The organism is Achromobacter sp. NCFB-sbj8-Ac1-l, assembly GCF_052695805.1.
The window spans coordinates 2,754,108-2,775,078 of record NZ_CP199812.1 but is presented as its reverse complement, the minus strand read 5'-3'; the positions used below and the strand labels follow the sequence as shown (position 1 = coordinate 2,775,078).

At 67.8% G+C, this 20,971-nt stretch carries 21 protein-coding genes; 6 read left to right on the top strand and 15 right to left on the bottom strand.

Annotated features, from left to right (window positions below; all coding sequences use genetic code 11):
* Positions 1-14: 14 nt before the first annotated feature.
* The 4 genes from ACUDP5_RS12780 to ACUDP5_RS12765 form a co-directional block, all read right to left on the bottom strand.
* Positions 15-1,061, bottom strand: a complete 1,047-nt coding sequence (locus ACUDP5_RS12780) for an ankyrin repeat domain-containing protein (protein ID WP_263912670.1) — start codon at positions 1,059-1,061, stop codon at positions 15-17.
* A gap of 45 nt (positions 1,062-1,106) precedes the next feature.
* Positions 1,107-1,544, bottom strand: a complete 438-nt coding sequence (locus ACUDP5_RS12775; protein WP_263912669.1) for a hypothetical protein — start codon at positions 1,542-1,544, stop codon at positions 1,107-1,109.
* Positions 1,545-1,600: 56 nt separating this feature from the next.
* Positions 1,601-2,098, bottom strand: coding sequence for a hypothetical protein (locus ACUDP5_RS12770; RefSeq protein ID WP_263912668.1), 498 nt, complete (start codon positions 2,096-2,098; stop codon positions 1,601-1,603).
* A 126-nt stretch (positions 2,099-2,224) separates the two neighbouring features.
* Positions 2,225-3,109 (bottom strand): LysR family transcriptional regulator, encoded by an 885-nt coding sequence (locus tag ACUDP5_RS12765; RefSeq protein WP_263912667.1) that lies wholly within the window; start codon positions 3,107-3,109, stop codon positions 2,225-2,227.
* A 107-nt stretch (positions 3,110-3,216) separates the two neighbouring features.
* On the opposite strand from ACUDP5_RS12765, the gene ACUDP5_RS12760 reads away from it, so the two are divergent.
* Complete coding sequence (locus ACUDP5_RS12760; RefSeq protein ID WP_445658914.1) at positions 3,217-4,341, top strand: muconate/chloromuconate family cycloisomerase; 1,125 nt, start codon at positions 3,217-3,219, stop codon at positions 4,339-4,341.
* Positions 4,342-4,421: 80 nt separating this feature from the next.
* Positions 4,422-5,408, top strand: a complete 987-nt coding sequence (locus ACUDP5_RS12755) for a Bug family tripartite tricarboxylate transporter substrate binding protein (protein WP_263912665.1) — start codon at positions 4,422-4,424, stop codon at positions 5,406-5,408.
* Between the two features lie 157 nt (positions 5,409-5,565).
* Here the strand turns inward: ACUDP5_RS12755 and ACUDP5_RS12750 are convergent, their stop codons facing one another.
* Positions 5,566-6,216, bottom strand: a complete 651-nt coding sequence (locus tag ACUDP5_RS12750; RefSeq protein ID WP_263912664.1) for a GntR family transcriptional regulator — start codon at positions 6,214-6,216, stop codon at positions 5,566-5,568.
* 357 nt (positions 6,217-6,573) lie between these two features.
* Here ACUDP5_RS12750 and ACUDP5_RS12745 point away from each other — a divergent pair, with 357 nt between their 5' ends.
* Together ACUDP5_RS12745 and ACUDP5_RS12740 are read left to right on the top strand one after the other, a co-directional pair.
* Positions 6,574-7,476, top strand: a complete 903-nt coding sequence (locus ACUDP5_RS12745; RefSeq protein ID WP_263912663.1) for a dihydrodipicolinate synthase family protein — start codon at positions 6,574-6,576, stop codon at positions 7,474-7,476.
* 13 nt (positions 7,477-7,489) lie between these two features.
* On the top strand, positions 7,490-8,455 hold the full coding sequence (locus ACUDP5_RS12740) for a tripartite tricarboxylate transporter substrate binding protein (protein WP_263912662.1): 966 nt from the start codon (positions 7,490-7,492) through the stop codon (positions 8,453-8,455).
* A 48-nt stretch (positions 8,456-8,503) separates the two neighbouring features.
* Here the strand turns inward: ACUDP5_RS12740 and ACUDP5_RS12735 are convergent, their stop codons facing one another.
* The 4 genes from ACUDP5_RS12735 to araD all read right to left on the bottom strand — a co-directional run bounded on the left by ACUDP5_RS12735 (position 8,504) and on the right by araD (position 13,353).
* A complete protein-coding gene (locus ACUDP5_RS12735) occupies positions 8,504-9,604 on the bottom strand; it encodes a PDDEXK nuclease domain-containing protein (RefSeq protein ID WP_445658913.1) in 1,101 nt (366 codons plus the stop codon).
* A 131-nt stretch (positions 9,605-9,735) separates the two neighbouring features.
* Positions 9,736-10,725, bottom strand: a complete 990-nt coding sequence (locus tag ACUDP5_RS12730) for a Bug family tripartite tricarboxylate transporter substrate binding protein (RefSeq protein ID WP_445658912.1) — start codon at positions 10,723-10,725, stop codon at positions 9,736-9,738.
* A 142-nt stretch (positions 10,726-10,867) separates the two neighbouring features.
* Positions 10,868-11,578, bottom strand: a complete 711-nt coding sequence (locus ACUDP5_RS12725; RefSeq protein WP_263912711.1) for a ribonuclease activity regulator RraA — start codon at positions 11,576-11,578, stop codon at positions 10,868-10,870.
* A 44-nt stretch (positions 11,579-11,622) separates the two neighbouring features.
* Entirely contained in the window at positions 11,623-13,353 is a 1,731-nt protein-coding gene (gene araD, locus ACUDP5_RS12720) for an L-arabinonate dehydratase (RefSeq protein ID WP_025138523.1), read from the bottom strand.
* Positions 13,354-13,485: 132 nt separating this feature from the next.
* On the opposite strand from araD, the gene ACUDP5_RS12715 reads away from it, so the two are divergent.
* Positions 13,486-14,175, top strand: coding sequence for a GntR family transcriptional regulator (locus ACUDP5_RS12715; protein WP_263912659.1), 690 nt, complete (start codon positions 13,486-13,488; stop codon positions 14,173-14,175).
* Positions 14,176-14,257: 82 nt separating this feature from the next.
* Here ACUDP5_RS12715 and ACUDP5_RS12710 read toward each other — a convergent pair whose 3' ends face one another.
* On the bottom strand, positions 14,258-15,586 hold the full coding sequence (locus tag ACUDP5_RS12710) for a hypothetical protein (protein ID WP_445658911.1): 1,329 nt from the start codon (positions 15,584-15,586) through the stop codon (positions 14,258-14,260).
* Positions 15,587-15,811: 225 nt separating this feature from the next.
* Between ACUDP5_RS12710 and ACUDP5_RS12705 the strand changes: the two genes are divergently transcribed.
* Positions 15,812-16,375, top strand: coding sequence for a surface-adhesin E family protein (locus ACUDP5_RS12705; protein ID WP_445658910.1), 564 nt, complete (start codon positions 15,812-15,814; stop codon positions 16,373-16,375).
* 57 nt (positions 16,376-16,432) lie between these two features.
* On the opposite strand, the gene ACUDP5_RS12700 is transcribed toward ACUDP5_RS12705, so the two are convergent.
* From ACUDP5_RS12700 to ACUDP5_RS12680, 5 genes are read right to left on the bottom strand one after another with little or no spacing between them, the layout of a single operon-like run.
* Positions 16,433-17,218 (bottom strand): ABC transporter permease, encoded by a 786-nt coding sequence (locus ACUDP5_RS12700; RefSeq protein WP_263912656.1) that lies wholly within the window; start codon positions 17,216-17,218, stop codon positions 16,433-16,435.
* Positions 17,215-18,405, bottom strand: coding sequence for an ABC transporter substrate-binding protein (locus tag ACUDP5_RS12695; RefSeq protein WP_445658909.1), 1,191 nt, complete (start codon positions 18,403-18,405; stop codon positions 17,215-17,217). The genes ACUDP5_RS12700 and ACUDP5_RS12695 overlap by 4 nt, the downstream gene beginning before the upstream one ends.
* On the bottom strand, positions 18,395-19,225 hold the full coding sequence (locus ACUDP5_RS12690) for an ABC transporter ATP-binding protein (protein WP_263912654.1): 831 nt from the start codon (positions 19,223-19,225) through the stop codon (positions 18,395-18,397). The genes ACUDP5_RS12695 and ACUDP5_RS12690 overlap by 11 nt, the downstream gene beginning before the upstream one ends.
* Positions 19,222-20,391 (bottom strand): acyl-CoA dehydrogenase, encoded by a 1,170-nt coding sequence (locus ACUDP5_RS12685; protein WP_445658908.1) that lies wholly within the window; start codon positions 20,389-20,391, stop codon positions 19,222-19,224. The genes ACUDP5_RS12690 and ACUDP5_RS12685 overlap by 4 nt, the downstream gene beginning before the upstream one ends.
* Positions 20,388-20,945, bottom strand: a complete 558-nt coding sequence (locus ACUDP5_RS12680) for a carboxymuconolactone decarboxylase family protein (protein ID WP_263912652.1) — start codon at positions 20,943-20,945, stop codon at positions 20,388-20,390. Before ACUDP5_RS12680 ends, ACUDP5_RS12685 begins: the two co-directional genes overlap by 4 nt.
* Between the last annotated feature and the right edge of the window lie 26 nt (positions 20,946-20,971).

Genomic DNA, 20,971 nt, shown 5'->3' with positions numbered 1-20,971 from the left:
GTCACCGGACAGACCTACCGCCGGTAGTCCACCGCAGGCAAGGCGACGGGACTCGGATTGCGCGTCACCCATTCGACCGCCCCTTCGCACAGCAGGGCGGGCTCGCCCGACTTCTGCTTGATCGCTTTCGCGGCGGTGGCGGCCCGTTCCAGCTGTGCGGGGGGCAAGGCAGTCCCTGAGCCCAGATGTCCCAGCAGCGCATCGACCATGCGGCGAAAATCCGCATCCCAGTTCACGCCGCCATTGCCGTCCAGTTCGTTGGCGATTCGGCCTGAGAGACGGATGACTTCGCCTTGTACCGTCGCAGCAGGGCCGCTGGAGGGCACCAGCAGATTCCACAGCGCTTCGTGCTGGTCCTGCCATGCGCCGGCCTGGACGACGATGGGCGAGCGGCCGTCATGCATGGCCCGCCGCGCAACCGGGGCCACGGCGAACAGGCTGTACAGCCGATCGAGCGCGGCGCTGTACTCGTCCACCGAATCGCGATTGAACCCCGCGCGATGAAACTCGAACTGCGTGCCGATCTGCGTGATGAATGCTTCCATGCGCGGCGTCTGGCGCGCGCCGGCTGCCAACATGACGGGCGCCACGTTGGCGATGCCGACAATGCCGCTGTTGCTGCAGCGCTGGAGCGCCCATTCCAGCGGCGTGAGGCCGTCGGCCGTCAAGGCATCAGGGTTGGCGCCACGCTGCAACAACAAGCGAACGTTGTCCGCATGGCCGACGCCGCAGGCCTTGTGCAGCGCCGTGCCCCGCCCGCCCTCGCCGCTGTGGACGTCCGCGCCCAGGTCCAGCAGGACGTCCAGTCGACCCTGCCAATGCCCTGCGCGCGACTGCAAGGGCGTGTCGCCATAGCTGTCCGCCGCCGAAATATCCGCGCCCTGCTCCACCAACCAGCGGCAGAGTTCGTCGGGAAACGCATTGAACGCCAACGCCGTCTGCTTGAAGACCCCGCCGCGGGCATCCACGCTGCATGTGGCGAATACCGCTTTCAAGGCATCGACGTCGCCTTCGGCCAGCAGGTCATCAAAGTTCTTGGGTAATAGCTTCTTCAATTTCATACGACTGTGCAGAGGGCGGTGGGATTGTCCGATCGAGACGGTGTGTCAGACCTTGGCCAGGAACGCATCCGCGTCGCCGGCCTCGCACTTCCATTCGGCAAACACGCCCACCAGGTTGCAGTCGACGCAGCGGCAGCCGATGTAGTACCAGCGCACGTCGTTGCTGTCGGCGTAGAGCGCCACGCCCGACATCAATTCGAAGGTGTCTTCGTCGCACACGCAGACATGGCCGCCCAGGTCGGCCTCGTCGGCGAATTCGGCGCTGTCTCCCATGAAATGGACGACGCCGCACTCGGCGCAGGTGCGTTGGGCGACGCCGGCTTCCTCGTCGGACTCCAGGTTGAACGTGCGGTTGCCACAGGTGCAGACCGATTGCGCGTAGCGGACGGCGGGATATTCGTCGTGGCTGAACTTGGCGATCTCGGTCTTGATGTCTTCTGCCGACGTACCGTACCAGTAGTCGCCTTGCTTCTTCAGTGTCATGGCATTCCAGGAAAATTGACGGATCCCGAGATCCGATTTGAACGTGCTGCCCGCTTCTAGCGCTTGCCGAAGTCCTTCTGCTTGAAATCGGTTTCGCCGCGGTAGCCGTACATCTGCGAGACCTTCTGGAAGTCTTCGGGTGAAAATCCCGTCCACGAATAGTTGCGGACATTGCGCCGGGATTGGGCGTCGCGCACGTAGAACGACAGGGCCGCCTTTTGCTCAGGCAGGTTCACTGCCTTGTGCAGCGACGGCACGAATTCGTATTGGGCCGTGGGATAGGTTTTCTTCACGCCCAGCAAAGTGCTGACCGAGATCTGGGTATCGCTGAATTCGTAGCGGTTCACGAAGACGTAGTCTTTGCGGATGATGAGAAACGCGATCAGGCCCAGCCCCACCGTGGCGACGTAGAAGACCGGCGTATCGATGTGGCGGTCGACGGTGTAGCGGTAGGCGTAATTGAAGACCAGCGACAGCAGGCCGACGGCGATGACCAATTGGCCGAGCTGGGCAAACAGCCACTTGGGTTTGTTCTGGATATTGACGATCATCATTACCTCTGGGCGGGCATTTCGGTGATGGAGTCCGGGTGGGCTGGCCGGAAAATGGGGTGGCCGGCAACCCGCCCGGCCGTAGTGTGCCCCAATGCCGCGCAGGATGGATCGTCGAAAAACGGTTTGTTACCCCTTGGCCAACGACTCGGCCAGGGCCAGGGCCTGCGCCAGGAACGGCGACTTGTCATCCTTGCGGTAGCTGGCGATCACCGGTGACACGAAGGCATCGGCATCGATGGCCACATGGGCCACGTCGCGCCGTTGCAGGCGCTGTACCGACGCCGGCACCACGGTCACGCCCAGTCCGGCGGCCACCAGGCCGATGGCGGTCTGCAGTTCGTTGGCCTCTTGCACCACCTGCGGCGCATGGCCGGCGGCGCGGAACAGGCCCAGCACGTGGTCGGCAAAGTTAGGCCGCGGGCGCGCCGGGTACAGCACGAAGGGTTCCTGGGCCAGGCGGTCGACCGTGACGCTGGCGCTGCCGGCCAGCGCGTGGTGCAGCGGCACGGCAGCCATCAAGGGTTCGGTCATCAGCACGCGCCGTTCAATCGCCGGGTCGTCCAGCAGGATGCGGCCGATGCCCAGGTCGATGCGGCCGGCTTTCAGGGCTTCCAGTTGCGGCAGCGTGGTCATCTCGGCCAGGCCGACTTCCACCCGCGGGTCGGCGCTGCGCAGTTGCCGGATCAGTTCGGGCACGAAGCCGTACAGGGTGGACGGCACGAAGCCGATGCCGAACCAGCGGCGCTGGGTCTGGCCCAGGCGGCGGGTGCCTTCCAGCACTTCGTCCAGCCGCGCCGTCAACAGGCGCGATTGCTCCAGCAGGAAGCGGCCGGCCTCGGTCAGGCGCAGGGCCCGGGTGGTGCGCTCGAACAACGCCACGCCCAGTTCTTCTTCGAACTGGCGGATCTGGCGGCTGAGCGGCGGCTGGGCCATATGCAGTTTTTCCGCGGCGCGGGTGAAGCTGCCCGCTTCGGCCACGGCCTGGAAGTACCGAAGTTGCCGCAATTGCATGGCTTATTCAGACCTTAAAGGTATCAATAGAGACCCATATAGTCTTGGACTTCGCTCGATCCTGCAAGCGATACTGCGGCCTATTGTTCACACTGGCTGCAAAAAGTATGAATCCGGTAAGCATAGTCTCGGTCGAAGCGATCCTGGTGGACCTGCCGACCATCCGCGCCCACCAGTTGGCCATGGCGGTGATGCAGCGCCAGACGCTGGTGATCGTGCGGCTGCGCTGCAGCGACGACATCGAGGGCATCGGCGAAGCCACCACCATCGGCGGCCTGTCGTACGGCGAGGAAAGCCCGGAAGGCATGAAGCTGGCGATCGATACCTATCTGGCGCCCGCGCTGGCCGGCCTGGACGCAGCCAACATCCACGGCGCGATGCGGCGCCTGGAAACGGTGGCGCGCGGCAACCGCTTCGCCAAGTCGGCCCTGGAAAGCGCGCTGCTGGATGCCCAGGGCAAGCGCCTGGGCGTGCCGCTGTCGACGCTGCTGGGCGGCGCCGTGCGCACCCGCCTGCCGGTGCTGTGGACCCTGGCCAGCGGCGATACCGCACGCGACATCGAAGAAGCCGAATCGCTGCTCGCCAGCCGCCGCCACAACACATTCAAATTGAAGGTCGGACGTCGCGCCGTGGCCGACGACGTGGCGCACGTATCGCGCATCAAGCAGGCGCTGGGTGACCGTGCCCGCGTGACGGTGGACGTGAACCAGGCCTGGAACGAGGCCGATGCCGCCGGCGCGATCGCGCGCCTGGAAGCGGCCGGCGTGGACCTGATCGAGCAGCCGATTCCGCGCGCCAACCTGGCCGGCATGGCCCGGCTGGCCGCGCGCTTCGTGGTGCCCATCATGGCGGACGAGGCGGTGAACGGCCCGGAAGACGCGCTGGAGATCGCACGCCAGGGCGCGGCCGACGTGCTGGCGCTGAAGATCGCCAAGTCGGGCGGCATCCATGAAATGCTGCGCACCGCCGCGGTGGGCGACGCCGCCGGCATGTCGCTGTATGGCGGCACGATGCTGGAAGGCTCCGTGGGATCGATCGCCTCGGCCCACGGCTTTGCCTGCCTGCCGCGCCTGTCGTGGGGCACCGAGTTGTTCGGACCGCTGCTGCTGAAAGACGACATCGTCGCCAACCCGCCGCGCTACACGGATTTCGAGATGGAGATACCCAGTGGCCCCGGCCTGGGCCTGGAACTGGACGAAGACAAACTGACGTTCTACCGCAGGGGTAACTGACCCCCCTGCCCCGATCACCCCCGCGCGCACGGCCCCGGCCGTTGCGCCGGCAACAATAATTCAAGCACGACGGAGACAGCATGCCATTTCGCCACGCCTTCAAACACCTTGCCCGGGCCTGCATGGGCCTGGCCCTGCTGGGGGCCGCCAGCGGCGCCTATGCCGACGGCTACCCGGACCGCCCGGTCAAGTGGATCGTGCCGTTCCCGCCCGGCGGCGCGATGGACAGCATCGCCCGCACGCTGGGCGAGTCGATGGGCAAGCAGCTGAACACCTCGTTCATCGTCGAGAACCGCGCAGGCGCGGGCGGCAACATCGGCGCGGCCAGCGTGGCGCGGTCCAAGCCGGACGGCTACACGATCCTGATCGTGGCCAACGGCATGGCCGTGAACCCGGCGCTGTACGCCGACCTGAACTACGACCCGATCAAGGATTTCGCGCCGATCTCGCTGTTGGCGGTGGTGCCGAACGTGCTGGTCACCAACCCCGCGCGCAACGACGTCAAGAGCGTGGACGACGTGATCGCCAAGGCGAAAGCGCAGCCCAACCACTACACGTTTGCGTCGGCCGGCGTGGGCACGTCGATTCACCTGGCGGGCGAGCTGTTCGTGTCGATGGCCAAGATCGACATGCTGCACGTGCCGTACAAGGGCAGCGGCCCGGCCATCGCGGACCTTCTGGGCGGCCAGGTCGACTACATGTTCGACAGCATCACGTCGGCCAAGCCGCACATCGAAGCCGGCAAGCTGCGCGCGCTGGCGGTGACCACCAGCAAGCGCTCGGCCGCGCTGCCCAACGTGCCCACGGTGGCCGAAAGCGGCCTGCCCGGCTACGAACTGATGCCCTGGTTCGCCGCCTTTGCGCCGGCCGGCACGCCGCCGGAAGTCGTGGCCAAGCTGAACGCCGCCATGCGCCAGGCGCTGAACGAGCCCAAGGTGAAGGCCACGCTGGATTCGATCGGCGCGGAATCCATCGGCGGCTCGCCCGACGAACTGCGCGACCACCTGGCCAAGGAAACGGCGCAGTGGAAGGTGTTGGTCAAGGAACGCAACATCAAGATCAACTGAGCCGCTTGCGGGCTTGAATGGCGGCCTTCGGGCTGCCTCGGATGCGCCGGCCGGGCTTTGCCCGGGCCGGCGCTGTCGCGTCGGGCGCGCCAAACGCACCGTTTGCCGTGACGGCGAGCCTGCGATGACGTGCGGCGCGGCGATCGCGTGCCGGCTGCTAGGCCGGCGCCGTCGCATCCAGCAGATGATCGACGATGGCCAGGATCTGGTCGGCCGCCTGGGCGATGTGGCGTTCCAACGCGGCCTCGGCCTTGTCGGCCTGGCCCTGGCGGCTGAGCGCGATGAGCTCGGAATGTTCGTCGTGGGCCTGCTGGCGGATGGGCGCATTGACGATCTGGAAGCGGAAATAGCGCTCGGACTTTTCATGCAGGGCGCGCACCATCGCCAGCGCCGCGGGCCGCTGGGCGGCGCGGTACAGCAGCTCGTGCAGTTGCCAGTTCAACCGGCCCCATTGATCGGGCGCGGCGCTGTCCATCTCGGCCACCACCTGGGCCGCGCGGTCCAGGTCGGCCGCCTCGTGCTGCTGCACGGCCAGGCTGAACAACCAGGGTTCGAGCCGCAGGCGGATGTCGAAGAATTCCTGCACTTCGGCGCGCGACAGCATCGAGACGTAGGCGCCGCGGTGCGCAATCATGTCGACCAGCCCTTCGGCGCTGAGCTGGCGGATGGCTTCGCGCACCGGCAGCCGGCTGACCCCCAGTTCATCGGCCAGCAGTTCCTGCCGCAAGGCCGAGCCGGGCGCGATGGCGCCGGACAGGATCCGGTCGCGCAGGTCGTCGACCACGAGGTCGACGGCGGTCTTGCGCACGAGGCGGCCGGCAGAGGATGAAGACGAGGCGGAGGATGCGGGCGAGGTCCGGGTCACGTGATACCTGATGCGTGAGGCCGCCCGGCGGGCGCCGCGCGGCTGAGGGATGCCGGCCATCAGCCGGCTGAGGCGGCGGCAGCCGCCATGCCCAGGAAAACCCCGAGAGACAGCGGGTGCCGGTAGCCCGTTTAATGCGAAGTATATTGGATCCATGATCCAGTTGAAACCGACAGCCTCGGCTGCCGGGTGTCACAGGCCAAGCGCCTGTTTTTTCTAGCCTTTTTATTTTGGATCCAATATCCAATTAGAACGATCCGACGGGAACGGCCCGGCGGACCTCGCAACAGGAGCAGCAGCATGAGCATTCAATGGCAAGGCGTCTTTCCCGCCGTCACCACCAAACTGAAACCTGATTTCTCGTTGGACCTGGACGCCATCCGCCAGGGCTTGGAACGGCTGATCGCCAACGGCGTGGGCGGCGTGGTGATGATGGGCATGGTGGGCGAAAACGCCCAGTTGGCCCCCGATGAAAAACTGGCGGTGCTGCGCACGGCGGTCGAGACCGTGCGCGGCCGTGTGCCGGTGGTGTCCGGCGTGGCCGAAACCGGCACCGCCCGCGCCGCCGCCTTCGCGCAGGAAGCGGCCCGGATCGGCGTGGACGGCCTGATGGTGTTTCCGGGGCTGACCTACAAATCGGACGACCGCGAAACCATCGCGTTCTACCGCAGCGTGGCGCAGGCCAGCCCGCTGCCGATCCTGCTGTACAACAATCCGCGCGGCTACGGCGTGGACCTGACGCCCGACGTGGTGGCCGAACTGCTGCAGGAACCCACCATTGTCGCCATCAAGGAAGAGTCGTACGACACAACCCGCGTCACCGACCTGATCACGCGCTTCGGCGACCGGTTGGCGGTGGTCTGCGGCGTCGACGACCTGGTGCTGGAAAGCGCCGCGCTGGGCGTCACCGCCTGGGTGTCCGGCATGGCCAACGCCGTGCCCAAGGCGTCGGTGGACCTGCTGCGACTGGCGGCCGAAGGCGATTTCGTGCGCGCCCGCAAGCTGTACGCCGCGCTGACGCCGCTGTTCCACCTGGATACGGTGGTCAAGCTGGTGCAGCACATCAAGCTGGCCGAGCACCTGATCACCGGCAGCGCCGAAACCGTCAAGCCGCCGCGCCTGGACCTGGCCGGCGCCGAGCGCGAACGCACCCTTGCCATCACCCGCCAGACACTGGCCGACCTGGCCGCCTTGGGCTATTGATACGAGAACCGCCATGACACCCCTACGCCTGCCCGCGCTGGCCCTCAGCGCCCTGACCTGCCTGTCCGCCTTGGCCCCCGTGGCCGCCGCCGACTACCCGACCCGCTCGATGGAGCTGGTGGTGGCCTACCAACCCGGTGGCGGCAGCGACAACACCGCCCGCGCCATCGCCGAGGCCGTGCGCCCGCCTCTTCTGGCGCAGCCCACGGTGGTGATCAACAAGCCCGGCGCCAGCGGCTCGATCGGCTGGGCGTATGTCGCCAACGCGCAGCCCGACGGCTACAAGCTGGTGCTGATGACGCCCGAAATGCTGGTGGTGCCGCTGATGGGCATCGGCAAGACCACGGTCAAGGATTTCCAGCCGATCGCCCGATTCACCGACGATCCGTCGTCGGTGACCGTGCGCGCCGATGCGCCGTGGAAAACGGTGGAGGAATTCCTGGAATACGCCAAGAAGAACCCCGAGCGCGTGGCGGTATCGAATGCCGGCATCGGCACGGTGCCGCACATGGCCGCGGCGGCACTGGGCGAACAGACCGGCGTGAAGTTCGTGCATGTGCCCTACCAGGGCTCGGCCCCGGCCATCATGGGCCTGCTGTCGGGCGACGTGCAGGCCACGACAGTGGCCTACGCCGAACTGCAGCAGCACGTGGACACCGGCAAGCTGCGCACGCTGGCGGTCATGGCGCCCAAGCGGCTGGACACCCTGCCCGACGTGCCGACCATGAAGGAACGCGGCGCCGACCTGCAGTTCAGTGTGTGGCGCGGCATCGGCCTGCCGAAGGCGGCGCCCGCCGACGTCGCCGAGAAATGGCGCGCCGCTGCCCGCCAGGTGGCGCAATCGAAGGACTTCCAGGCCTTGATGCGCAAGCAGAACCTGACGCCGTCATACGCTGACCAACCGCAGTTTGCCGCGGACGTGGCCCGGCAGGAGCAGGCGTTCAATGCGCTGGTGCCGAAGTTGAATCTGAAGCCTTGAAGGCGTGCCGGATAGCGCCCCGGCTCAAGGCCGGGGTTGAAGATTCCTTTACGCATTCAAGCCAGAAGATTCAAGCAGACGCCGCGCCGCATTCAGTTCTTTCTGGAGCAATTCGGCATCTGGCAACACGGTGCGGTAGTTGGCCGCCATGACTTGGGTCGGCAGGCCATCCAGGGCATAGCGCGCCAGGGCCTGCCCCTTGTCGGCGCAGAGAATCAAGCCCACCGGCGGATTCTCGTCCGCGTACGCCCAGTGCGCCTTGGCATAGTTGCAGTACATATGCATCTGCCCCACATCGGCATGCGTCAGGCTGCCCAGCTTCAGGTCGACGATGACAAGACAGCGCAATGCGCGGTGAAAAAAGAGCAAATCCACCCGATACCAGGTCTGATCGATACGCAGGCGGCGTTGCCGCCCGACGAAGGTGAACCCTTCGCCCAGTTCGAGCAGGAAGTCCTGCAGACGCAGGATCAGGGCTTCTTCCAGGTCGGATTCTGAATATTCGTCCTTGAGATCCAGGAATTCGAGTACGTAGGGATCTTTGATGGCGTCGCCTGGCGTGACCGCATCTTCGGGCTTGGGCATGGCGCCCTTGGCGAGCATGCTGGATTTGTCTTTCGACAACGCCGTCCGCTCGTAGAACTGGCTGCCGATCTGCCGATCGAGCTGGCGTACGCTCCAGCCTCCGCGGAGGGCTTCTGCTTCGTAGAATTGGCGCGCGTGGGCATCCTGGACCGCCAGTAGCCGGACATAGGCCGACCAAGGTAGCGTAAAAGCCGGGGCCAAATCGGCCGAGGCAGAATTCCGAGACGGTGTCTCGGAAATTGCCGTACGGGGATAAGCCAGAAAAAAACGCCGCATGTTCTCCAGATTGTCCGGACTGAACCCCCGGCCAAACCGGGCCGTCAGATCGGCTGACAAGCGCACCATCAATTGGTCTCCGTAACCCGCGCGCCGCCTACCTTGTTGCTCGGCCTCGACAATGCGGCGGCCGATTTCCCAGTAGCTGGTGGTCATGACGGCATTGACACTGCGCGCCGCCGCCTGGCGCGCAGTGTCCAGCAGCACCACGATACCGTCGTGGATATCGGCATAACCGGGGGGAATGGCGGCGAGCTTACCCGCCGCTGTAGACGCCTTGCTGACCATGCTGTGACCGTCCTGAATGCGATGCCAACATCACCTGGTCACCAGATTACGTGTGGCCTGAACCGCCGTCATCGGTGAATCGGTCTGCTTCGTCGACGGCTACAACGCTCAGGCGATTCAGCCCCCCTCTTCTACTCCACCGTCGCGCCCGACTTCTTCACCACTTCCGCCCAGCGCGGAATCTCGGTGGCCATCAGGGCGCGCAGTTCGTCGGGGGTGCTGCCGACCAGTTCCATGCCCATGGTCTTGCCCAGTTTTTCCTGCACGTCGGGTTCTTTCAGGATGACGGCGATCTCGACGGCGAGCTTGTCCAGGATGGGCTTGGGCGTGCCCTTGGGCGCGTACACGGCCTGCCACGAGGCCATCTGGAAGCCGGGCACGCCCGCTTCCTGCATGGTGGGCACGTCGGGCGCGAGCGAGATGCGGTCTTTGGTGGTGACGGCCAGCAGCTTGAGCTTGCCGGTCTGCAACAGCGGCAGCGCGGCGGTCATCTGGTCGAACATGAAGGTGACCGCGCCCGAGGACACATCGACCATGGCGGGCGGCGTGCCCTTGTAGGGCACGTGCGTGAGCGGCACGCCGATCATGCTGGAAAACAGCTCGCCGGCCAGGTGGGTGGACGTGCCGGCGCCGGACGAGGCGAAGGTGCGCTTGGACGGGTCGCGCTTGAGCAGCGCGATCAGGTCGGCCACGGAATTGACGCCCAGGTTGGGGTCCACCAGCAACACGTTGGGCAGGTAGGCGATCAGCGAGACGGGCTCGAAGTCCTTGACCGGGTCGTACTTCAGGTTCTTGTACAGGCTGGCGTTGATGGCGTGGGTGCTGATGGTGCCGCCGAACAGCGTGTAGCCGTCGGGCGCGGCCTTGGCCACGTACGTGGCGCCGATGCCGCCAGCCGCGCCGGGCTTGTTTTCGACGATGACGTTCTGGTGCAGCCGATCGCCCAGCTTCTGGGCCAGCACGCGGCCGACCACGTCGGTGGACCCGCCCACGGTGAACGGCACCACATACGAGATCGGCTTCTGCGCGGGCCATTCGGCGGCGAAGGCCGGCAGCGCCAGCGCGCCCAGCAGCGGTCCTGCCAGCAGCGCGGCCAGCGCGCTGCGACGTTGCGTGTTCATGGTTTGTCTCCTGCCTTGTCTATGTCATCAGGCATGCCCGCCGGCGGGATTGCCGGCGTGTACATGGCCCGTTTTCTCTGCCGCCCGGCCAAGGCTCGACGGCCTTGTCGGGGATGCCAGGCGGCGTATGCGGCGTGGTGCCTCAGCGGCCGTGCTGCTGGCGCCAGGCGGCGAATCTGTCCTTGGTGCCGGGGTCGGTGGGCGGGTACAGGCCCAGGATGGACGCGCCGTCCTGCACCTGGCGGGTGACGAAGTCTTCGAAGGCGGTCATTTCCACCGCTTCCACGGCGATCTCGTCGGCCAGGTGCGCCGGAATGATGACCACGCCCTCGCGGTCGCCCACCACGATGTCGCCGGGGAACACGGCCACGTCGCCGCAGCCGATGGGCGCGTTGATGTCCAGCGCCTGGTGCAGGGTCAGGTTGGTCGGCGCCGACGGGCGGTTGTGATAAGCGGGAAAGCCCAGCTCGGCGATTTCAGGGGAATCGCGAAAGCCGCCGTCGGTGACCACGCCGGCCACGCCGCGCTTCATCAGGCGGGTGACCAGGATGGAGCCGGCCGAGGCCGCACGCGGGTCCTTGCGGCTGTCCATGACCAGCACGGCGCCCGGCGGGCAGGTCTCGACCGCGACGCGCTGGGGATGAGCGCGGTCTTCGAACACCTTGATGGTGTTCAGGTCTTCGCGGGCGGGGATGTAGCGCAGCGTGAACGCGGGGCCGACCATGTTGGGCAGCGTGGCGTTCAGCGGACGCACGTCCTGGATGAACTGGTTGCGCAGGCCGCGCTTGAACAAGGCGGTGCACAGCGTGGCGGTGCTGATGCCAGCCAGCCGGGCACGGGTTTCGGGATTCATGTCGGACAAGTCGGAAGCTCCAGGGATCGGATGCGTAAGCAGGTTCAGAAGATTTCGGGTTCGGGCACGGGCGCGCCGAAGCTGGTTTCCAGGAAGTCGAAATCGCAGCCTTCGTTGGCCTGCAGGATGTGTTGCGAGTACATCCAGCCATAGCCGCGCTCGTAGCGCTTGGGCGGCGGTGTCCAGGCGGCGCGGCGCGCGGCCAGTTCTTCGTCGCTGATGTTCAGGTGGATGCTGCGGGCCGGTACGTCGACGGTGATGAGGTCGCCCGTCTTGACCAGCGCCAGCGGGCCGCCGATATAGGCTTCGGGCGCAGCGTGCAGGATGCAGGCGCCGTAGCTGGTGCCGCTCATGCGGGCATCGGACAGGCGCAGCATGTCGCGCACGCCCTGCTTCACCAGCTTGGTGGGGATGGGCAGCATGCCCCATTCGGGCATGCCCGGCCCGCCCTGCGGCCCGGCATTGCGCAGGATCATGATGTGGTCGGCGGTGACGTCCAGGTTCTCGTCGTCGACCGCGGCCTTCATGCTGGGGTAGTCGTCGAACACCAGCGCGGGGCCGGTGTGCTGCAGGTATTGCGGCGCGCAGGCGCTGGGCTTGATGACGCAGCCGTCGGGCGCGATATTGCCGCGCAGCACGGCCAGCGCGCCTTCGTCGTAGATGGCGGTGTCCAGCTTGCGGATGACGTCGTCGTTGTAGACCTCGGCGCCGGCGATGTTCTCGCCCAGCGTCTTGCCGGTGACGGTCAGTGCGGACGGGTCCAGGTGGTCTTGAAGGCGCGACATCAGCGCTGGCAGGCCGCCGGCGTAGTAGAAGTCTTCCATCAGGTATTTGTCGCCGCTGGGCCGGATGTTGGCGATGACGGGCACCTTGCGGCTGGCGGCGTCGAAGTCGTCCAGCCCCACGGGGTGGCCGGCGCGGCGCGACATGGCCACCAGATGCACGATGGCATTGGTGGAGCAGCCCATGGCCATGGCCACGTTGATGGCGTTCTTGAACGAGGCCAGCGTCAGGATGCGCTGCGGGGTCAGGTCTTCCCAGACCATGTCGACCACGCGGCGGCCGCATTCGGCCGACATGCGCATGTGGCCGACGTCGGCCGCAGGAATGGACGAGGCGCCCGGCAGGGTCATGCCGATGGCTTCGGCGATGGCGGTCATGGTGCTGGCCGTGCCCATCGTCATGCAGGTGCCATAGCTGCGGGCGATGCCGCCTTCGACTTCGGTCCATTGTTCCTGGGTGATCTTGCCGGCGCGGCGCTCGTCCCAGAGCTTCCAGGCGTCCGACCCGGAACCCAGGATCTTGCCCTTCCAGTTGCCGCGCAGCATCGGGCCGGCGGGCACGTAGACACAGGGCAGCCCGGCGCTGATGGCGCCCATGAGCAGGCCCGGGGTGGTCTTGTCGCAGCCGCCCATGAGCACGGCGCCGTCGACCGGATGGCTGCGCAGCAGCTCTTCGGTTTCCATGGCCAGCATGTTGCGATAGAGCATGGTGGTGGGCTTGACGAACGATTCCGACACCGAAATGGCCGGCAGTTCCACCGGAAAGCCGCCCGCCTGGAACACGCCGCGCTTGACGTCTTCGACCCGCTGCTTGAAGTGGCTGTGGCAGGGGTTGAGGTCGGACCAGGTATTGATGATGGCGATGATGGGCCGGTTGACCCAGTCTTCGGGGGCATAGCCCATCTGCATCATGCGGGAGCGGTGGCCGAACGAGCGCAGATCGTCTTTGGCCATCCAGGCGGCGCTGCGCAGGCTTTCGTAGGTGCGTTTCATAGGCGGGGGCAAGGGGAATAGGGACGGGGCGGAATCGTAGACAAGCCATTTAAACACTAATACATTAGTGCGTCAGCTAGGGAGAAACCCGCTACACTCCCGTTCCACCCGCCTTTACTTGATTTCGCCCTGATGCACAGCCAAAAGCTCAGACTGGACCGCTCGCGACACGCCGCGCCGCAGGTCTTCGAACATCTACGCGAACAGATCGTCTCGCTGGAGCTGGCGCCGGGCGCCCCGCTGTCGCGCGTGACGCTGGCCGAGGCCTATGGCCTGAGCCAGACGCCCATCCGCGACGCCCTCATGAAGCTGGCCGAGGAAGCGCTGGTCGAGATCTATCCGCAGCACACCACCGTGGTCAGCCGCATCGACATCGCGGCGGCCCGCCAGGCGCATTTCCTGCGCCGCTCGCTGGAACTGGAAATCGCCTACATCCTGGCGCAACGGCCCGATCCGCTCCTGATCCAGCGCCTGCAGGCCAGCATCGAGCGCCAGCGCGTCAGCCACGCCAATGGCCAATCGCAGCAGTTCATGGACGCCGACCAGGCGTTTCACCGCGACATGCACGAGGCCGCGGGCATGATCGGGCTGTGGCACATGGCGCAGCGCTACAGCGGCCACCTGGATCGCCTGCGGCGCCTGCACCTGCCCGAAGCCGGCAAGGCCGAACGCATCATGGACGACCACCAGCGGGTACTGGACGCCATTGCCGCGCAGGACGCGCCCCGGGCGCAGCAAGCACTGCGCGAACACCTGTCGGGCACGCTCAGCCAGGTGGCCGAGATCTGCAAGCGTTATCCGGATTACGTGCTGGCCGAATAAGGCCGGCGCGCCACGTCAAAGCCCCGGCCGTGCCGAGGGGGGTCTCGCGATTCAGCCGTTTGGGGCTGCCGGATCGCCCCGTTCAGGGTGCGCGGCCCACATCGTCCAGCGCGTAGCGCAGGATGACGGTCTTGCCGCCCTGCTCGGCATGCACCAGCAGCCCCTGCCCCGCCGCGTCCAGGCCCAGCAGGCCGCGTTCCTGGTCGGGCGACAGCTGGAACGGACGCCAGGTGCGGCCCTGGTCGCCGGTGTAGAAATAGGTGCGGGTGTAGTCGCCGAACGAAAACAGATGGTCGGCGTAGGTCTTGACCACCCAGCCGTTGCGCGCGAACCAGGCCTGGGCGATCCAGGTGCGCTCGCCGCGCACGGCGGGCGTGGCGGCCACGGCGTGCCAGGTCTTGTCCGTCGGGTCCAGCCGGTAGACCCGGTTGCCGGCCGTCTCCAGCACAGGCTGGCCCAATTGCACCTGCGCGTCCGGGTCCTGCACCGGCACGGGCGGCGGCACCGGCGTGATGCGGAAGGCAGGCGAGGCGCCGTCCTGGAAGCGGACCTCGAAGCGACGGGTCTGGATGCGCTCGGGGCGCCCCTTGCCGACGCGTTCGCGCCAGCTCCAGCCAACCGCCAGGTCGGGCGCCAGCGGATAGAGCGACCACCCGTAGGCCAGGCTGTCGTCGTCGTCGCCGGTGCGGGCGGCCTGCTCGCGAAAGGCCTTGTCGTAGCGGGCCGCGTCGGGCCAGACCTGTTCGCGCAGCGAAATGGCCCACCAGGTGCGCGCACCGTCTTCGCTATGCAGCAGGCGTTCGCCGTCGGGGCCGTCTTGCAGGGCCACGACGCGGGCCGGGGTCAGGAATGCGGTGTGGCGCTGCGGCGGGCCCAGCGCCACATCGGGTTCGTAGTGCCAGCTGGCGCCGTGGTCGTCCGTGCGCAGGGTTTCGGACACGGCGCCCGGCGCGCCCAGGCGCGCATCGCGCGAGGGGCCAGCCACCAGATACAGCGTCTGGCCTTGCGGGCCGGGGACCAGGGTGACGCCGGTGTCGCCCCCGATGGAGCCCAGCAACGCGTAGCGGCCATTGTCGCGGCCGCCATAGACCAGGTTGCGGACCTCGCGGGCGGCAGCGGCGCTGCGCAGCGGGCTGTCGGCATGCGTGGGCAGCAAGGCGTCCAGCACGGGGGCTTGCCGCAGCGGTTCGACGTCGCGGGGGCCGGCGATCAGTTGGCCGGTCAGGAACTGCTGGGCGCCGAAGCGGTAAAGACGCGTGCGGGAATAGCCGGCCAGGGGCGGACCGTCAAGCTCGCCGATGACCTCGCTGCGGACCAGCGGCGGGCCCGGCGGGACTTGTTGATAAAAGCCGTAGGCCAGCACCCCGGTCACGGCGATGGCGGCCGCGCCGGCCAGCACCCTGATGTTCATCGCGATGGCCTTATCTCCCCGAATCCAGACCGCAGCCGCGCCACACGTCTGCAACGGATCGAGACTATACAGGGATGATGAGCCCCGGGGTCGTTGGCCCCCACGCGGCACGCGCTTCGCGCGCTTGCCGCCTCCAAGGGGCTGCCGGGCCTTCGGGCGGCCGGGCCTGGCGCGCCACCCTATACTGGGATGCTAACGATATCGATGTCTCACACGGAACGCCCCATGACAGCACGGCATGCGCATCTCACCCTGGTCCTGGCATTGCTGGCCGGGCCGGCCTGGGCCCAGGCGGCCGAGCCGGCTGACGTCTGCAAGGCGGTGACGGTGCGCCAGGGGGATCCGATTCCGGACAATGCCTGCGCGGTGAACATCGTGCCGCGCACGCCCGGCGTCGAGGGTATCGGGTTCGGCAGCGGCCCGACCTGGCAGCCCGTGGACTCGCAGGCCATGCCGGGGGTGTTCTACGACAGCGAGTCGATCGCCGCGCTGTCCGAGCGGCCGCTCGTGATGCGGGTGACGGTGGCGTGGTTCTATGCCCAGCCGCGGGTCTCGGAGGCCAACGGCCAGCCCTATGGGTCGGTCACGCAGCCCGTGACGCTGAACTGCAGCAACAACACCTATACGGTCACCGAGACCCAGCACTATGCGGGTCCCAACGCCAACGGCGGGCTGGTGGAATCGATTCCCGTGGCCGGCATCGTCAACGCGCCGGTGGCGCGCGACCCGGTGCAGCGCAAGCTGCGCGAGGTGGTCTGCCCGGCGGGCGGCAAGAGCGCGCGCAAATAGAGGGAACGGGCGCTCCAGGCGCCCGTGCATCGCGATGCCGGGCGGCAACGCCCCGCCCTACCCTCGCCAATACCGATACAGCCCGCGCGCCGCCGCATCCAGCAAAAAGCCCAGCACGCCGATCAGCAGCACCATGGCCATGAGTTCCGAATAGGCCAGGCGGTCGCGCGTATCCAGGATGAAGTAGCCCATGCCGGCCGACACGCCCAGCATCTCGCACGGCACCAGCACGATCCACAGAATGCCGATGGCCAGCCGCACGCCGGTCAGGATATGGCCCAGCACGCCCGGCAGGATCACGTGGCACAACGTTTCCCAACGCGTAGCGGCCACGCTTTGCGCCAGCTGCAGCCAGCGCGCGTCCAGTTGCTGCACGCCGGCCGCGGTGTTGAGCACGATGGGCCAGACCGCCGCGAAGGTCAGCAGGAAATAGACCGGGTCGTCGCCCACGCCGAACACCATCACGGCTATCGGCATCCACGACAAGGGCGAGATCATGCGCAGGAACTGCATGGCGGGCGACACGGCGGCCTCCAGCCGCCGGTAGCTGCCGATGGCCAGGCCCAGCGGCACGCCGATGGCCAGCGCCAGCCCCAGGCCCACCGCGATGCGCCGCAGGCTGACCGCCACGTGCATGGGCAGGTCGGACCCGATCAAGAGTTCGCCCAGGCTGACGAAGGTGGGCCCCGGTGCGAAGCGGCGCGCCATGCCGCCGGCCGGCGCCAGCACGTCAGTACCCAGCCACCACAGCGCCAGCAGCGCCGCCAGGCCGGCCAGGCCCAGGCCGCACCGCGCAATCAGGCCCTGCCGGCGCGATGCCGGGGCGACAGAAGCCGCCGTCACGCCTGCACCGTCTCGGTCCGGCGGTACGAATCCGGGAAGCCGAAACGCTGCAAACCGCCCGCGGATTCGATGGCGCGCTTGACGAAGCGGTCGTCGACCAGCTCGGCCGCGGCGCGCGCCGGGTCCAGGTTGGCCAGGAAGCCGCGGTCGGCCTCGATCAGCGTGTCGCGCAGGCGGCGCACCAGTTCTTCGGTGTAGCTGGGGAACGGGTACGGCTGGAAGTCGATGCGGCGCTCATCCCAGTCGGCATGGCGGATGGCGCCGCTGGCCAGGTATTGCTCGCGGTCCGACGGCGGCGGCGCCAGCACCTTGCTCAGCGCCGGCAAGGCATGCGGCGTGTAGCGGTTGATGCCTTCCTTGGACAGCAGCCTGGCGGTCTCTTCGCGGTTGTCGCGAATCCAGAGCTGGGCCTGGACGATGGCGTCCACCACCTTTTGCGACCACTCGGGACGCTGTTGCAGGTCGCGCTCGTGCATGAAGACGACGCAGCAGGCGTGATTGCGCCAGATGTCGCCCGTAAAGCGCAGCACCTTGCCCACGCCCAGCGTCTCGGCCACGGCGTTGAAGGGCTCGGCCACGATGTAGCCGGCGATGCGGTTCTGCGCCAGCGCCGGCGGCATGTCGGACGGTGCCATCACCACCAGGTTGACCTCGCCCGCCGCCACGCCGGCGTCCTTGCGCGACACGGGCGTCAGGCCGTTTTCGCGCAGCAGGTACTGCAGCATCACGTTGTGAATGGAATACCAGAAGGGAATCGCGACGGTCTTGCCGCCCAGTTCCTTGACGCTGTTGATGGCCGGGGCCACCGTCAGGCCGGATCCGCCCACGTGGTTCCAGGCCACCACCTTGGCCGGCACCTGGCTGCCAAAGCGCGCCCAGACCGTCATGGGCGACAAGAGGTGCACCACGTTCACCTGGCCGGAAATGAAGGCTTCGATCACCTGCGCCCAACTGCGCAGCAGCGTGGGCTTTTCAGCCTTGACGCCGGCCTTGTCGAAAAGACCATTGTTGTGCGCCACCAGCAGCGGCGCCGCGTCGGTGATGGGCAGGTAGCCGATGCGCACGGGCGCGTCGGGCTCGCTCTGGGCCCGCGCGTTGAAGGCCGACAAGAGCGGCGCGGCGCCGCCCACGGTCAGCAGGGCCGAGAGTTTCAACCAGTCGCGACGCGACATGTGTTCAAGGCACATCAATAGTCTCCTTGGCGCTTTCAGTGTTGAACGGCCCCAGGCCGCGTACGTCCCGCAGCGCGGCGCGCAGGCGGGTCAGGATTTCCAGGCGCAATGCGCCCATTTCCGACAACAGGTCGGCGCGCGGCTGCGGCAGGTCCACCGGCCACACGCCCAGGATGCGGCCGGGCGCGCCGCCCAGCAGCACGATGCGGTCGGCCAGCAGCAGCGCTTCGTCGATATCGTGGGTGATCAGGACCACCGCGGTGTGGAAGTCGGCCACCACCTTGCGCAACAGGGCCTGCATCTCGCCGCGCGTGACTTCGTCCAGCGCGCCGAAGGGTTCGTCCATCAGCAGCACCGCGGGCTGGCGCGCCAGGCAGCGGGCCAGCGCGGTGCGCTGGGCCATGCCGCCGGACAGTTGCGCCGGGCGCAGGTGGCGGGCATGCGACAGGCCGACTTCGTCGATGGCCTGGTCGACCCGCAGGCGGCGTTCGGCGGCCGTCAGCGCGGGCTGGTGCTTGAAGTCCAGGCCGAAGGCCACGTTGCGTTCGAGCGACAGCCAGGGCAGCAGGCTGGGATCCTGGAAGGCCACGGCCACGCGCGGATGCACCCCGGTCAGCGGCGCGCCTTCCATCAGCAATGCCCCCCTGCTGGCCGGTTGCAGGCCCGCCAGCACGCGCAGCAGGCTGGATTTGCCCGCGCCGCTGGCGCCCAGTACCGCCACCACTTCGCCACGGTCCAGGGCCAGGTCCACGTCCTGGAACACATCGGCGGGCGCGCCGGCATAGCGCAGCGCCAGCCCGCTGGCTTGCAGCACGGGGCGCGGCGGCGTGGTCATCGAGCGGCCTCGGAAGCGGCGTGGCCGGATACCGCGTCCGCCGCTGCCTGGCCCGCGGGTCGGGCGCCTTCGGCGGCCAACCGCGCCTGGCGCTTGGCCAGCTCGGTCTTCAGCTGCACCAGGCTGGGCGTGACGATGGGCAGGAAGGCCGCCTCGCGCCAGCGCCGCGCGAAGCCGTCGCCCGCGGGTTTCAGGTAGGCCGCGCCGCCGCTGGCCTGCAGTTCGAGTTGCACCGCCTGGCTGGCGACATCGGCCAGGCCGATGCGCAATTCGAACAGGCGCCAGGGCTCGGCCACGAAACGTTCGCTGCGCACGCCGGCAATGAGGCGCGCGGTCAGGTCATCGAGTTGCGCGGCCAGCGCTTGCAGCGGTTCGCCCAGGATGCCGCGCGAGGCCTGGCCCTGCCCGACGTCCCGCGCCGCCCGCAGCGCGCGCCGGGCCAGGCCGATCGACAGGCCGCATTGCAGGCCGGCAAAGGCCGGCCGCGCCTGCGGCAGGTATTGCCGCGCGTCCGGGTGGATCAGCCATTCGGGGCCGATGCGCACGCCGCGCACCTCCAGCGCCGCGGTATTGCTCGATTGCAGCGCCAGCAGATTGAGATCGGCGCTGCGCACCAGGCCGTCGATATCGTGCGGCAAGGCCACGACGGCCGGCGTGCCGTCCGGCGCCGACACCGCGGCGGCCACCAGGAAGCCCTGCTTGCGCAGGTTGGTGACCCAGGGCATGCGGCCATCCAGCAGCCACTGCCCGCCGTCCTGGCGGGCGCTGATCTGCAGCGATTCGATGCCGCTCAGGAATTTCATGGCGTTGGACAGCGCGGTGGCGCCGGCCTGCTCGCCCGCGAGCAACGGCGCCAGCCAGGCCTGCGCCAGCGCCGTATTGGGGCTGCGCAGCAGGTATTCGATGAAGACCCGCTGGCCCCACGCGACGAAGGCGCTGGCCACGGAATGCTCGGCCACCTGCGAAACGGCTTCGATGGCATCGCCGATGTCGGTGCCCGGCAGGCCGCGCAGGGCCTCGGGCACGCCCTGGCGGAACAGGCCGTCGGCCGCCAGGCGCGGCAGCACGCTGGCCGGGTCTTGCGTGCCGTCGTCCAGCGCGCCGGCGTGCTGGTCCAGCCAGGCGACGAGATCCGGCGTCAGCACGTCAGGCTGGCGCGCGGTCATCGGTCGCCGCTCCAGGCGTAGGCGCTCAGTTGCTCGTTCAGCGGCGTCTGCGCCAGGTTGTTGCCGAAATTGCAGATCGTGGCCAGGCCCACGCCGACGATGACTTCCAGGGCGTTGCCGTCGGTGTAGCCGGCATCGCGCAGCGCTTGCAGGGCCTCGTCGCTGACGCGGCCGCGGGTCTGGATGACGGCTTCGGTGAAGGCGGCCAGCGCTTGCAGGCGGGCATCGGGCAGCACGCCCTGGGCGCGCAGCGCGTCCACCACTTCGGGCGACAGCCTGGCCTTGTTGCGTGCCAGCGCCGTGTGGCCGGCCACGCAGAAGGTGCAGCCGTGGCGGGTGCCAGCCACCAGTTGCACCACTTCGCGTTCTTGCAGCGTCAGCCCGGCGCGGGCGTTGATTTGCGACAGGGTCTGGTAGGCTTCGAGCGCCACGGGTGCGTTGGCCAGCACCCCCAGCAGGTTGGACAGGTAGCCTGCGCCCTGTTCGGCGGCGGCCAGCGCGGCGCGGGTGGGTTCGGGCGCGCTCTGCGCGGTGTGGACGGTCAAACGGGCCATGAGAGTCTCCTGGAAGACGTTCGATG

Bases quoted from the DNA above. Each gene is read 5' to 3' on its own strand.
- ACUDP5_RS12705 (WP_445658910.1), top strand. From the start codon at position 15,812: ATGACAGCACGGCATGCGCATCTCACCCTGGTCCTGGCATTGCTGGCC.
- ACUDP5_RS12725 (WP_263912711.1), bottom strand. From the start codon at position 11,578: ATGAATCCCGAAACCCGTGCCCGGCTGGCTGGCATCAGCACCGCCACG.
- ACUDP5_RS12740 (WP_263912662.1), top strand. From the start codon at position 7,490: ATGACACCCCTACGCCTGCCCGCGCTGGCCCTCAGCGCCCTGACCTGC.
- ACUDP5_RS12760 (WP_445658914.1), top strand. From the start codon at position 3,217: ATGAATCCGGTAAGCATAGTCTCGGTCGAAGCGATCCTGGTGGACCTG.
- ACUDP5_RS12780 (WP_263912670.1), bottom strand. From the start codon at position 1,061: ATGAAATTGAAGAAGCTATTACCCAAGAACTTTGATGACCTGCTGGCC.
- ACUDP5_RS12730 (WP_445658912.1), bottom strand. From the start codon at position 10,725: ATGAACACGCAACGTCGCAGCGCGCTGGCCGCGCTGCTGGCAGGACCG.
- araD (WP_025138523.1), bottom strand. From the start codon at position 13,353: ATGAAACGCACCTACGAAAGCCTGCGCAGCGCCGCCTGGATGGCCAAA.
- ACUDP5_RS12765 (WP_263912667.1), bottom strand. From the start codon at position 3,109: ATGCAATTGCGGCAACTTCGGTACTTCCAGGCCGTGGCCGAAGCGGGC.
- ACUDP5_RS12710 (WP_445658911.1), bottom strand. From the start codon at position 15,586: ATGAACATCAGGGTGCTGGCCGGCGCGGCCGCCATCGCCGTGACCGGG.
- ACUDP5_RS12680 (WP_263912652.1), bottom strand. From the start codon at position 20,945: ATGGCCCGTTTGACCGTCCACACCGCGCAGAGCGCGCCCGAACCCACC.
- ACUDP5_RS12695 (WP_445658909.1), bottom strand. From the start codon at position 18,405: ATGTGCCTTGAACACATGTCGCGTCGCGACTGGTTGAAACTCTCGGCC.
- ACUDP5_RS12745 (WP_263912663.1), top strand. From the start codon at position 6,574: ATGAGCATTCAATGGCAAGGCGTCTTTCCCGCCGTCACCACCAAACTG.
- ACUDP5_RS12690 (WP_263912654.1), bottom strand. From the start codon at position 19,225: ATGACCACGCCGCCGCGCCCCGTGCTGCAAGCCAGCGGGCTGGCGCTG.
- ACUDP5_RS12755 (WP_263912665.1), top strand. From the start codon at position 4,422: ATGCCATTTCGCCACGCCTTCAAACACCTTGCCCGGGCCTGCATGGGC.
- ACUDP5_RS12685 (WP_445658908.1), bottom strand. From the start codon at position 20,391: ATGACCGCGCGCCAGCCTGACGTGCTGACGCCGGATCTCGTCGCCTGG.
- ACUDP5_RS12735 (WP_445658913.1), bottom strand. From the start codon at position 9,604: ATGGTCAGCAAGGCGTCTACAGCGGCGGGTAAGCTCGCCGCCATTCCC.
- ACUDP5_RS12770 (WP_263912668.1), bottom strand. From the start codon at position 2,098: ATGATGATCGTCAATATCCAGAACAAACCCAAGTGGCTGTTTGCCCAG.
- ACUDP5_RS12775 (WP_263912669.1), bottom strand. From the start codon at position 1,544: ATGACACTGAAGAAGCAAGGCGACTACTGGTACGGTACGTCGGCAGAA.
- ACUDP5_RS12715 (WP_263912659.1), top strand. From the start codon at position 13,486: ATGCACAGCCAAAAGCTCAGACTGGACCGCTCGCGACACGCCGCGCCG.